Origin of the sequence: Agromyces sp. LHK192 (assembly GCF_004006235.1) — a bacterium.
Lineage (GTDB): Bacteria > Actinomycetota > Actinomycetes > Actinomycetales > Microbacteriaceae > Agromyces.
The window spans coordinates 2,611,125-2,623,518 of sequence record NZ_CP034753.1 but is presented as its reverse complement, the minus strand read 5'-3'; the positions used below and the strand labels follow the sequence as shown (position 1 = coordinate 2,623,518).

The 12,394-nt window shown below is 71.8% G+C and carries 7 protein-coding genes; 5 read left to right on the top strand and 2 right to left on the bottom strand.

Going from position 1 to position 12,394, the window contains the following annotated elements; genetic code table 11:
• Positions 1-71 precede the first annotated feature (71 nt).
• Both nudC and ELQ40_RS11835 read left to right on the top strand, forming a co-directional pair.
• Positions 72-1,025, top strand: coding sequence for an NAD(+) diphosphatase (gene nudC / locus ELQ40_RS11840; protein ID WP_127793864.1), 954 nt, complete (start codon positions 72-74; stop codon positions 1,023-1,025).
• A gap of 32 nt (positions 1,026-1,057) precedes the next feature.
• The gene (locus ELQ40_RS11835) at positions 1,058-2,911 is read left to right on the top strand and encodes an ATP-dependent helicase (RefSeq protein ID WP_127793863.1); all 1,854 of its coding nucleotides are present in this window, start codon (positions 1,058-1,060) and stop codon (positions 2,909-2,911) included.
• Positions 2,912-3,786: 875 nt separating this feature from the next.
• On the opposite strand, the gene ELQ40_RS11825 is transcribed toward ELQ40_RS11835, so the two are convergent.
• On the bottom strand, positions 3,787-5,109 hold the full coding sequence (locus ELQ40_RS11825) for a zinc-dependent metalloprotease (protein WP_127795280.1): 1,323 nt from the start codon (positions 5,107-5,109) through the stop codon (positions 3,787-3,789).
• 225 nt (positions 5,110-5,334) lie between these two features.
• Between ELQ40_RS11825 and ELQ40_RS11820 the strand changes: the two genes are divergently transcribed.
• The 3 genes from ELQ40_RS11820 (at position 5,335) to ELQ40_RS11810 (ending at position 10,422) form a co-directional block, all read left to right on the top strand.
• On the top strand, positions 5,335-6,510 hold the full coding sequence (locus ELQ40_RS11820) for a PDZ domain-containing protein (RefSeq protein ID WP_127793862.1): 1,176 nt from the start codon (positions 5,335-5,337) through the stop codon (positions 6,508-6,510).
• Between the two features lie 122 nt (positions 6,511-6,632).
• On the top strand, positions 6,633-9,533 hold the full coding sequence (locus tag ELQ40_RS11815) for a UPF0182 family protein (protein WP_255424727.1): 2,901 nt from the start codon (positions 6,633-6,635) through the stop codon (positions 9,531-9,533).
• 37 nt (positions 9,534-9,570) lie between these two features.
• Positions 9,571-10,422: a bifunctional 2-polyprenyl-6-hydroxyphenol methylase/3-demethylubiquinol 3-O-methyltransferase UbiG gene (locus tag ELQ40_RS11810; protein WP_127793860.1), complete on the top strand. Its 852-nt coding sequence runs from the start codon at positions 9,571-9,573 to the stop codon at positions 10,420-10,422.
• A 76-nt stretch (positions 10,423-10,498) separates the two neighbouring features.
• Here ELQ40_RS11810 and ELQ40_RS11805 read toward each other — a convergent pair whose 3' ends face one another.
• Positions 10,499-12,169 (bottom strand): glycosyl hydrolase family 18 protein, encoded by a 1,671-nt coding sequence (locus tag ELQ40_RS11805; RefSeq protein ID WP_127793859.1) that lies wholly within the window; start codon positions 12,167-12,169, stop codon positions 10,499-10,501.
• Positions 12,170-12,394: the final 225 nt, after the last annotated feature.

Below are 12,394 nucleotides of genomic sequence, written 5' to 3'. Positions count from 1 at the left end.
CCTCGCCCGATCGGCGACCGCCACGCCTTCCCGCCGACTCCGTCAGAGCCGCGTCGAGAGGTGGAAACCGCGTGCACGCCCGTCCGCCGCTGGCCCGAACCGTGATCGACCGGGACGCCGCGGCCCGTGATGCCGCGGATGCCGGCGCCCGGTTCGATGCAGATCCGACGGCCCGGGTCATCGTGATGCGCCCCGGTGGCAGGCTGCTCGTCGAGCAGCGCGTCGACGGCTCCGCGCCCGCGCTCCAACGACTCCGGGTCGGGGCGGTCGCCGCCCCGGAACTGCGCGTCTACCTCGGCCGGGTCGCGCCGGAGGCGAATCCGCTCGAACTGCGTCTCGTCACGGACGAGACCGCCGACGACCTGGAGCCCGAGTCGGCGCGCTGGGTGTCGCTGAGGCCCATCGCGACCGAGTTCGACGAGTCCGAGGCCGGGCTCGCCGCCGAGGCGGTCGGTGTCGCCAACTGGCACGAGCGCCATCCGCGCTGTCCCCGCTGCGGCGCCGCCACGGAGCCGGTGCAGGCCGGATGGGCGCGCCGCTGCGAAGTCGACGCGAGCCTGCACTTCCCGCGGACCGACCCGGCCGTCATCGTGCTCGTCACCGACGACGACGACCGCGTGCTGCTCGGCTCGAACGCGAGCTGGGAGACGAACCGCTACTCGCTGCTCGCGGGATTCGTCGAGCCGGGGGAGTCGCTCGAGGCCGCGGTCGTGCGTGAGATCCAGGAGGAGGCGGGGCTCGCCGTCGACCGCGTCGAGTACGTCGCCAGCCAGCCGTGGCCGTTCCCGGCGAGCCTGATGCTCGGGTTCACGGCTCGGGTCTCCGACGGCGCGGATGTCTCGGCGGCGCAGCCCGACGGCGAGGAGATCCTCGAGTTGCGCTGGTTCGATCGCGACGGGCTCCGGGCCGCCGCCGCGACCGGCGGCGTCGTGCTGCCCGGCGGCGGTTCGATCGCGGCCTGGCTGCTCGAACGCTGGTTCGGCGCGCCGGTGCCCACGGGCCCGAGCCCGTGGTCGACCCGGTGACCGGGGGCGACCGGATGACCACGGGCGACCCGATGACCGACGCAGCCGCGGGCGCAGCCGCATCCGAACGCCCCGCCGCATCCGAACCGGCGGAGGCATCCGTCGCGTCCGACCCGTTGCTCCGGGGACTCGATGACGAGCAGCGCGTCGCGGCCGAGGCGCTGATCGGTCCGGTGTGCGTGCTCGCCGGCGCGGGAACCGGCAAGACGCGCGCGATCACGCACCGCATCGCGTACGGCGTCTCGTCGGGGGCGTACGACCCGAAGCGCGTGATGGCGCTCACGTTCACGGCGCGCGCCGCGGCCGAGCTCCGCGCCCGCCTGCATGCGCTCGGTGCCGGACAGGTGCAGGCGCGCACGTTCCACGCCGCCGCGCTCGCGCAGCTCGGGCACTTCTGGCCGCTGGTCGTCGGCGGGCCGGCTCCCCGCGTGCTCGACTTCAAGGGGCGGCTGCTCGGGCAGGCGGCCGAGCGTGCGAAGGTGCGGGTCGATACCCCCACCCTGCGCGATGTCGCAGCGGAGATCGAGTGGCGCAAGGTGCAGCTCCTGAGCCCCGACGAGTACGCGCAGCGGTTGCCGTCGCGCGGTGCGCCCGGCCAGTTGGGCTTCGAGCAGCACCTCGCGATCATGGCGGCGTACGAGGAGCTCAAGGACGAACGGCGGACGCTCGACTTCGAGGACGTGCTGCTGGCGACGGCGGGCATGATCGAGACCGAGGCATCCGTCGCCATGCACGTCCGCGAAAGCTACCGCCACTTCGTCGTGGACGAGTACCAGGACGTCTCGCCGGCGCAGCAGCGGCTGCTCGACCTCTGGCTCGGCGACCGACGAGACGTGTGCGTCGTCGGCGACGCGAGCCAGACCATCTACTCCTTCGCGGGGGCGTCGAGCGAGTACCTGCTCGGGTTCGAGCGCCGGTATCCGGATGCCACGATCGTGCGCCTCGAACGCAACTACCGCTCGAAGGCGCCCATCGTCGAGGTCGCGAACCGGCTGATGCGCGGACGTGCGGGCGCGCTTCGGCTGCGCGCCGAGCCGGAAGCGGGAGCGGTTGCCGCCGCAGCAGGTTCGTCCGCACCCGCCGCGCCCGGTCCGGGATCGCCTGCCCCGGAGCTCGTCGAGTACGCCGACGAGTTCTCGGAGGCGCGCGGCGTCGCGGCACGGCTCCGCGACCGGATCGCCGCGGGTACGCGGCCCGAGGACCTCGCGGTGCTGATCCGGATGAACGCCCAATCGGGCGTCTACGAGCAGGCGCTCGAGGAGGCCGGGGTGCCCGTGCGGGTGCGCGGCGCGCAGCGGTTCTTCGATCGACCCGAGGTCAAGGAGGCCGTGCACCACCTGCGGGCCCAGGCGCTCGTCCCGGCCGACGGGCCCCTCTTCACGTCGGTGAGCGACGTGCTGCGGGGGCTCGGCTGGACCGTGCATCCGCCCGAGGGGCAGGGCACCGTGCGTGCTCGATGGGAGTCGCTGAACGCGATCGCGCGACTCGTCGACGACGCGCCGCCCGGCACGACCTTCCGCGAGTTCACCGACCAACTGCGGACCCGCGCCGAGACGCAGCACGAGCCGACCGTCGAGGCGGTGACCGTCGCCACACTGCACTCGGCGAAGGGCCTCGAGTGGGAGGAGGTCTGCATCGTGGGACTCTCCGAGGGACTGCTGCCGATCGCCTACGCGAAGGACGCCGAGGCGATCGAGGAGGAGCGGCGCCTGCTGTACGTCGGCCTCACGCGAGCGCGGCGCCGGCTCGCTCTGAGCTGGGCTCGCCGCGCCGGTGGACCGCGAGCGGACCGGGAGCCGTCCCGGTTCCTTCGAGAGCTCGACATCCGCACTCCGGATGCGGCCGGTGCCGCAGCCGATCCGGCTTCGACCCGTCGTAGGGGATGACCCGCGCGACACCGTCGTCGACGGCGCGCCCCGCGAGCAGGTCGTCGGCCATCCGCATCGCCGCGATCGCCGCTTCGAGCTCGGTGCGCGCGGGCCGCTGCGCGGCGGGCTGATCCGCGAGCTGCGCGGCGATCGCCGGCCATGCGGCATCCGAGTCGCGTCGTGACAGGTGGATGCAGCGCAGGCACGCCGTCTCACCGGGCACGACGAGCGGCCCGACCGTCGCGGCATCGTCGCCGAACACGACGGGCAGGTGGGGCAGATCGCGCCGGATGAGCGGCAGGTGGTCGTCGGGGGCGATGACCCGCTCGCCCACGAGGAGCACGAGTCGGGGGAGCGTCGGTTCGGCGGGTCCCGAGGGAGCGGCCGTTCCGGCCTCGTCCTGATCGCCGGATGCCCCGGGCCACGACGGCACCCGGTATCCGAGCAGTCGGATGCCGGTCCGCAACGCCGTGACCGCCGGTCCGGTGCCGGCGACCACCACGGTCGACCCGGCGGAGGCGGACCCGGTGCGAGCCGAGCCAGCAGGCGCAGGGCCGTCGGCCGATCGTCCTGAGACCGATGCCGTCGGCTGCGGCTCTTCGGCCAGCGCGGGAGCAACTGCAGCGAGCAGCGCATCGATCGACCCCGGCTCGGCGTCGAGCCCGTCGGCGACCGCCTCGAGCGTCTCGCGCCGCACCCCGCGACGCAGGAGCCGGATCAGGTCGAGGTCGACCTGCGACGGGCGTTCGAGGACGGCGCGGGCGCGGGGTGCCCCGAACTGGAGCGCCTCGGGCGACCGCCAGACGACGGCGAGACGGGGATCGATCTGCGGCATGCGCCGAGCATGCCCGAGCGCGACGCGTCGTCGCGGGAGTCGTCCACAGGGCGAGCTGCTACGGCTTCGGCGGCTCCTCGCCGTCCTCGCCGGGAGCAGCGGGCGTCTCGCCGCGCAGCAGTTGCTCGAGCGCCTGGTCGAACTCGTCGTCGGCGTCGGATCCCTGCGCATCGGTGCCGGTGAGGCGCGCGACCAGCGCGGCCGGGTCGTCGAGGTCGGCCGCAGTCGGCAGCAGGTCGGGGTGCGCCCACAGGGCGTCGCGACCGTCGACGCCGACCGCGTCGGTGACCGCGCGCCACATGGCCGCGGCTTCGCGCAGACGCCGCGGACGAAGTTCGAGGCCGACGAGCGTCGCGAGCGCGGACTCGGCCGGGCCGCCCGAGGCGCGTCGGCGACGGATGGTCTCGGCGACCTGCGAGGCCTTCGGCAGGCGGGTGGTGGCGTCGGCGGTCGCGACGTCGACCCAGCCCTCGACGAGCGCGAGCATCGTCTCGAGTCGGTCGAGCGCGGACTGCTGGCTCTCCGAGCGGGGCCGGATCAGTTCGCCGTTCGCCACCGCGGCGCGCAGGGCGTCGGTGTCGGTGGGGTCGAAGCCCTCGGCGAGGGTCTCGAGCCGGTCGGTGTCGATGTCGATGCCGCGCGCGAACGTCGTGATCGACGTGATGAGGTGCAGGCGCAACCAGCGCGCGTGCCGGAACAGTCGTGCGTGCGCGAGCTCGCGCACCGCGAGGTAGAGCTCGACCTGGTCGGCCGGGATCTCGAGGTCGGTGCCGAATTCGTCGACGTTCTGCGGGAGGAACGCGGCCCGGCCGTCCTCCATCAGGGGGATGCCGATGTCGCCGCCGGAGACCACCTCGGTCGCGAGCTCGCCGACCACCTGGCCGAGCTGCATCGCGAAGAGCGTGCCGCCGACGCCGCGGAGCATCCGGCTCGCGCCCTGGATCATGCCCTGCATCTCCTCCGGGGCCTGCTCGGTCATCACCCGGGTGAGGGAGTCGGCGATGCTCAGTGCGACCGGCTCGGCCAGCTGCGTCCACACCGACATCGTCGCGGCGACCCACGAGCGCCGCGTGAGCAGCTCGGGCCCGGACGGCAGCGCCGACACGTCGACCGCCTCGTCGAGCCACAGCGACGCGACCTGGAACGCCTGGTCGAGGCGGGCGCGCTCGTCGTCGGTCAACTGGCGCTGCTCGGCCGACGCGCGCTGCTCGCCCTGCTTCTCGGCGACGGACCAGTCGATACCGTCTCCGGCGCTCGCCATGGCCTGTTGGAGCTGCGCGAAGATCGCCTGCAGGCTCGCCGGATCGTTCGGAAGCCCTGCGGCACCTGCGAGCTTCGACGGGTCGATGCCGCCCGCGCCGGAGAGCAGTTCGCGCAGCATGTCGCGGAACTCGTCGTCGGGGTTCTTGCCCGTGTCGTCACGGTCGTCGTGGTCTGCCACCGCAGCACCTCCAGTCGCTGGTTCCACGCTAGCGCCGCCCTCCGGGGCGGAGTCTGGGAAATGGCCTAGGCTGGGGCATCCGGTGTCCGCCAGCCGCGAACAGCGCAGGCGACCGGCCCAGGGGGCGTCCGTCGGGTCGCCTGTTCGCGTGCGCGGAAGGTAGCGATGAGCCTGTTCGACGACCGGACCGCGGCGGCATCCGATCCCGCCGCCGTCGATCCGGATGCCTCCGCCGCGGCGTACCGCGCCGAGCCGGAGTGGGAGCCGCCCCGACGCTCCCGTCGTGAGCGGGCCGGGTGGATCGCGATCTCGATCGCGGTCGTGATCGCCGTCGTCTTCGCCTTCCTGCCGTCGCCGTACGTGATCGAGCAGCCGGGGCCGGTGTACGACACCCTGGGCACGGCCGAGCACGACGGCGAGGAGGTGCCGCTGATCGAGATCCCCGACGCGGAGACCTTCCCGACGGGCGGCGAGCTGAACCTGCTGACCGTGAGCGTCGTCGGGCGGCCCGGGGCCACCCCGAGCTGGCTCGAGGTGCTCGGCGCCTGGTTCGACCGGACGCGTTCGGCCATCCCCGTCGAGGAGATCTACCCGCCGGGGATCAGCCAGGAGGACCGCGACGCGCAGAACTCGGCGGCGATGGTCGACTCGCAGCAGGACGCGATCGCGGCCGCGCTCGTCGAACTCGGCTACGACTTCCCGCGCGAGGTCACCGTGGCCGGGATCCTCGAGGACTCGCCCGCCGAGGGCGTGCTCGAGGACGACGACGTGATCGTGGCGGTCGACGGCGCCCCGGTGCACTCCATCGACGCGCTGCGCACCGCGATCGCCGAGCACGGCACCGAGACGCCGGCGGCGCTCACCGTCATGCGCGGCGACACCGAGCTCGAGGTCGAGGCGACCCCCGTCGAGCGCGACGGCGCCGTCGTGCTCGGCATCGGCGTGCGCATGCACTACGAGTTCCCGATCGAGGTGACCCTGCAGCTCGACGAGGTGGGCGGCCCGAGCGCGGGCATGATGTTCGCCCTCGGCATCACCGACCAGCTCACACCCGGCGAGATGACCGGCGGCGAGATCTTCGCCGGCACCGGCACCATCGACTCCGACGGCACGGTCGGGCCGATCGGCGGCATCCGCCAGAAGCTGTGGGGCGCCGAGGGCGCCGGCGCCGAGTGGTTCCTCGCGCCGTCCGCGAACTGCGCCGAGGTGGTCGGTCACGTTCCCGACGGCATGCGCGTGTTCTCGATCGAGACGCTCGACCAGGCCCGCGACATCGTCGAGACCGTCGGCGAGGGCGGCGACGTCGGTGCGTTCGCCACCTGCGAAGCCGCAACCAGCTGATTCCAAGCCTCGGCGACCGGGGTGCCGCATAGGATTGACCTTCGACCCCGCACCGACCGAACAAGAGGCCGAGAGTGTCAGCACAGACCCAAGAACCGAGGACATCGCGCCGCCGAGCGCCCATCGCCATCACGATCGGGGTGTTGGTCGTCCTGCTGATCGGGTTCTTCGTGTTCGCCGGACTCTACGCCGACGTCATGTGGTACGACCAGCTCGGGTTCCTCCCCGTGCTGACGACCGAGTGGATCGCGCGGATCGTGCTGTTCGTGATCGGCTTCGTCGCGATGGCCGTGCCGGTGTGGGCATCCGTGCAGATCGCGTACCGCACGCGTCCGGTGTACGCGAAGCTCAACAGCCAGCTCGACCGCTACCAGGAGGTCTTCGAGCCGCTGCGCCGGCTCGCGATGTACGGCATCCCGACGATCCTCGGCATCTTCGCCGGCGTCGCCGTCTCGTCGCGCTGGGACCTGGTGCTCACGTGGCTCAATCGGACGCCGTTCGGCACCTCCGACCCGCAGTTCGGCTTCGACGTCGGGTTCTTCGTCTTCGAGCTGCCGTTCTGGCGTTCGGTCGTGGGCTTCGCGTCGGCGGTCGTGCTGCTGTCGGCGCTGCTCGTCGTGGCCACGAACTACCTGTACGGCGCCATCCGCATCTCCGGCCGCGAGGTCGTCATCTCGAAGTCGGCGCGCGTGCAGATCGCGGTCACGGCCGGCCTCTACCTGCTGCTCCAGGGCGTCAGCATCTGGCTCGACCAGTACGCCACCGTCACCGAGCAGGGCGCGCTCATCACCGGTGCCGCGTACACCGACGTCCACGCCGTCATCCCGGGCCGGGGCATCCTCGCGGCGATCGCGGTCGGCGTCGCGATCCTCTTCTTCGTCACCGCGATCATCGGTCGCTGGCGCCTGCCGCTGGTGGGCACGGCGCTGCTGATCATCTCGAGCCTGATCATCGGGTCGCTCTACCCCTGGGTGATCCAGCGGTTCCAGGTCGACCCGAGCGAGCGCGCGCTCGAGGAGCCGTACATCCAGCGCAACATCGACCTCACCCGCGACGCGTACGGCGTGGCCGACATCGAGGAGATCCCGTACAACGCGGAGACCGACGCGGAGCCCGGCGCCCTTCGCGAGGACGCCGAGACGACGGCCTCCATCCGGCTCATGGACCCGGCCATCATCAGCCCCGCGTTCCGGCAGTTGCAGCAGTTCCGCCAGTACTACCAGTTCCCGGGCGACCTCGACGTCGACCGCTACGACATCAACGGGGTCTCGCAGGACACGATCGTCGCGACGCGCGACGTCGACCTCGAGGGCCTCGGCGACGCGAACACCTGGTACAACTCACACCTCGTCTACACGCACGGGTACGGGCTCGTCGCCGCCGCGGGCAACCAGCGCTCGAGCGACGGCCAGCCGGTGTTCGTCCAGTCGGGCATCCCGTCGGCCGGTGCGCTCGGCGAGTTCGAGCCGCGCATCTACTTCGGCGAGACGTCCCCCGACTACTCGATCGTCGGCGCGCCCGAGGGCGAGGAGCCGATCGAGCTCGACTACCCGGCCGGTTCGGACGGCGCCGACCAGACGCTGAACACCTTCGAGGGCGACGGCGGTCCGAAGCTCGACAACGCGTTCACGAAGCTCATCTACGCCATGAAGTTCCAGTCGGAGCAGATCTTCCTCTCCGACCAGGTGAACGACGAGTCGCAGATCCTCTACGACCGCGACCCGATCGAGCGCGTCAGCAAGGTCGCGCCGTACCTGACGCTCGACTCCGACACCTACCCGTCGGTCGTCGGGGACCGCATCGTGTGGATCGTCGACGGGTACACCCTGACCGACCAGTACCCGTACTCGGAGAAGGTCTCGATGAGCGAGGCGATCGCCGACAGCGAGCTGCCGACCCCGACGCTCGCGTTCGACGAGGTGAACTACATCCGCAACTCGGTGAAGGCCACCGTCGACGCGTACGACGGCTCGGTCACGCTCTACGCGTGGGACGAGGAGGACCCGATCCTGCAGACCTGGCAGAAGATCTTCCCCACGACGATCAAGCCGATCAGCGAGATGTCGGGCGACCTGATGAGCCACGTGCGCTACCCCGAGGACCTCTTCAAGGTGCAGCGCGCCGTGCTCGGCCAGTACCACGTCGACCAGGCTCGGGCGTTCTACTCCCGTGAGGACGCGTGGACCACGCCGACCGACCCGACGGCGCCCGAGGCGAGCGCGCTCCTCCAGCCGCCGTACTACCTCACGATGCAGATGCCGGGCCAGGAGGCGCCGAGCTACTCGCTGTACTCGACGTTCATCCCCCAGGCGAGCGGTCAGCAGAGCCGCAACGTGCTGCGCGGCTACCTCGCGGTCGACTCCGACGCGGGTGCCGAGGACGGCGCGAAGGCGGAGGGCTACGGCAAGCTGCGACTCCTGGCGCTGCCCGAAGACGACAACGTCCCGGGCCCCGGTCAGGTGCAGAACACGTTCGACTCGGATCCGACCGTGGGTCGCGAGCTGAACATCCTGCAGCAGGGGCAGTCGACCGTGACCAACGGCAACCTGCTGACCCTCCCCGTCGGCGGCGGCCTGCTGTACGTGCAGCCGGTCTACGTGCAGTCCTCAGGCGGCACCGCGTACCCGCTGCTCCAGAAGGTGCTCGTCGCGTTCGGCGACCAGATCGCGTTCCAGGACACCCTCGACCAGGCGCTCGACGTGCTCTTCGGCGGCGATTCAGGTGCCGCGGCGGGCGACGAGCAGGTCGAACCCGGTGAGGAGCCGACCGAGCCCGGTGAGGAGCCGACCGAGGGCGACGGCGAGGGCGGGACCTCGGCCGACAGCGAGGTGCAGCAGTTGCTCAACCGCGCGAAGGTCGCGATCGACAACAAGCAGGCGGCGCTCGCCGCCGGCGACTGGGCCGCGTACGGCGATGCCGACGCCGAGCTCGCCGAGATCATCTCCGAGCTGATCGTGCTCGCCGGCGACGACGGCGCGGTCAGCGAGACGCCGTCGACCGAGGCTCCGGCCGAGGGCGAGTGATCGGCAACCGCGCGCGGTCGGCGTCGGGCATCAGCTGATGACCGACGTCGACCTGCGCGGCGGGGACTGGCTCGACGACAACCGGGCCAGCTGGGATGAGCGCGTTCCCGTGCACGTGGCGTCCGAGATGTACGACCGCGGAGTGCTGCGCGAGGGTGGCAGCCAGCTCGACCCGATCGCGGCGGCGGGTATCGCCCGGCTCTTCCCCGACGGGCTGGAGGGCGTTCGGGTGCTGCACCTGCAGTGCCATTTCGGCTCGGATTCGCTCTCGCTCGCGAACCTGGGGGCCGACGTCGTCGGCATCGACTTCTCGGGTGAGGCGATCGCCGAGGCGCGGCGCATGGCCGGCGAGCTCGGCCTGCCGACGGCGCGGGCGCGCTTCATCGAGGCGAACGTCTACGACGCTCGACGGATGCTGCCGGAGCCGGAGTCGTTCGACCTCGTGTTCGTCACCTGGGGGACCATCGCCTGGCTGCCCGACGTGGCCGAGTGGGCGCGTATCGTCGCCTGGTTCCTGAAGCCGGGCGGGCGCCTCTTCTACGCCGACACGCACCCGACGGCGTGGATCTTCGACGAGGGCGACGAAACGATGCCGCGCGTCGTGTTCCCCTACGCGAAGCGCGGCCCGGACGTGCTCGAGGACCCGGGCGACTACGCCGACGAACAGGCGGTGCTCGAACATGCCCGCACCTGGGAATGGACGCATCCGCTCGTCGACGTCTTCCGGGCCCTGCGCGGCGCCGGCCTCGCGATCGATGACCTGGACGAGCACTACCGCCTGCCGTGGCGCATCTTCCCGGCGGCGGTGCCGCTCGGCGAGGGCATGTACGGCTGGCCGGGGGAGCGGTGGATCCCGCTCGCGCTCGAGCTCGTGGCATCCAACCGTTGATGCCGACGCGGAACGGCCGGCTCCCGGGGGAGCCGGCCGCCTGCGTGTTCAGAAGCGCCTGCGTGTTCGGGGTGCGTCAGACGCAGAGCCCCGACGGGTCCCACGAGCCCCAGCTGACGGAGCCGGGGCGCTCGCCCTTCGTCCACCACTGGGCGGTGTAGACGACGCCGGCACGGCTCACCTGCTGGCCGCCGGTGTAGACGGCCGTGGCATCCCATGCCGCCGGGCAGTCGACGGGCTCGACGGCCGGGGCCGTCCCGCAGTCGCCGATGGCCTGCCACGGTCCGTGCTGAGCGCCGGGTTCCTGGCCGCGGGTCCACCACTTCGCGCGGTATTCGACGCCGTCGTGCGAGACGACCTCGCCGCCGGTGTAGACGGCCGTCGGGTACCACGGTGCCGCGCAGCTGCCGTCGACGGCGGGGCCGGGGGTCGCTGCGCGCAGCGTCGAGCCGAGCGTCGAGCCGAGCTCGTTGCGGTGGTCGCCGGTGAGGTCCCACCACATGGCCCCGCCGTAGCCCTGCGTCGCGAGCCATTCGGCCTTCGCGTTCACCGAGGCCGGGTCGTCGTAGCTCCACCACTGGTCGCCGTCGTAGCGCCACGAGGCGCCGATCGCCGGGTCGAAGTGGGCGGTGCCGACGCTGCGCAGTTCGGCGTAGGTCTTGGTGCCGATGTACCCGGCGGCGGGCTTCCAGCCGGCCGAGCCGTCGGCGACGCCGTGCCACCCGTGGCCGTAGGCGGCGAGGCCGGCGTTGAGCTGCGACGGGTCGGCGCCGGCGTTCACGTACATGCCCATCGCGCCGTCGAGGCCGAGTCCCCAGTTCTGCGTGCCATCGGGGTGCAGGTTGCCCTGGTGCCCGGTGGTGTTCGGCACCCAGCCGCCGTGGAAGTCGTAGCCCTGCACGTTGAGGAAGTCGACGGCGGCGAACAGGCGCGGGTCGAGCCATCCGCCCTGTCCGGCGTTCCAGCCGCCCGCCGGCGCGAAGCCGGTGAGCAGGTACTCCTCGCGGTTCTCGGCGCCGAGGGCGTCGAGTTCGGTGCGGAACTCCTCCATCAGCAGGAGGAAGTTCTCCTTGTCCTCAGGCCGTGCGTTCGCGGTCTCGCCGCCGGTGACCGGCCACTCCCAGTCGATGTCGATGCCGTCGAAGATGCCCGCCGCCACCCCGTCGCCGCCCTTGCCGGCGATCTCGGGCAGGTCGCCTTCGATGTAGAGGTCGATGCAGCTGTCGACGAGCTTCGTGCGGCCTTCGGCGGTCGACGCGGCCTCGGAGAAGTGGTCGGACCAGGTCCAGCCGCCGAGCGAGACGAGGATCTTCGTGTCGGGGCTGACCTGCTTGAGCTTGCGCAGTTGGTTGAAGTTGCCGGCGAGCGCCTGGTCGGCGGTGTCGGCGACGCCGTCGACCGAGTCGGCGGCGGGCACCTCGCGCAGGAAGTCGTGGTGGGCGTCGCCTTCACCGGGGACGTCGAGGATGTCGCACACGAGATCGCTCGTGACGTTGCCGAACGCGTAGTTCAGGTGGGTCAGGTCGCCGATCGCGCCGGTGGCGAGGAGGTCGGATACTTCGAAGCCTCGGGTGGTCGGGCCGTCGGCCATGAAGTAGCCGACCGAGCGGTAGCCGTTGATGTCGGCCGGGCCCGCTTCGGCCGGGGGCTTCGGCGCGGCGAGCGCGGGGGAGGCGGCGCCGGCGGTCGCGATCACCGCGACGGCGGCGGCGAGGGATGCGCCGCGCAGGACGGATCTGGATGTCATGTGATCCCCATCGATCTCGGGCCCGGGAGCCCGGGCGTGGTCGTGTGATCGGGAAGGTAGCAACGCGTGCGAACGTATGGAAGGACTCTTTACAAAGTATGGGGAACCGTGCACGAATCGCACCCATGCGCTGTGGCGACCTCCATCCGAATCGGGTGCCTGTGCACTCGGTGCACAGCCCTCCGCGGTCCCTATTCGGCCGTGACGGGTGGGTGAACCGGGGGT

Bases quoted from the DNA above. Each gene is read 5' to 3' on its own strand.
- ELQ40_RS11835 (WP_127793863.1), top strand. From the start codon at position 1,058: ATGACCGACGCAGCCGCGGGCGCAGCCGCATCCGAACGCCCCGCCGCA.
- ELQ40_RS11825 (WP_127795280.1), bottom strand. From the start codon at position 5,109: ATGCTGCGCGAACTGCTCTCCGGCGCGGGCGGCATCGACCCGTCGAAG.
- ELQ40_RS11820 (WP_127793862.1), top strand. From the start codon at position 5,335: ATGAGCCTGTTCGACGACCGGACCGCGGCGGCATCCGATCCCGCCGCC.
- ELQ40_RS11810 (WP_127793860.1), top strand. From the start codon at position 9,571: ATGACCGACGTCGACCTGCGCGGCGGGGACTGGCTCGACGACAACCGG.
- ELQ40_RS11805 (WP_127793859.1), bottom strand. From the start codon at position 12,169: ATGACATCCAGATCCGTCCTGCGCGGCGCATCCCTCGCCGCCGCCGTC.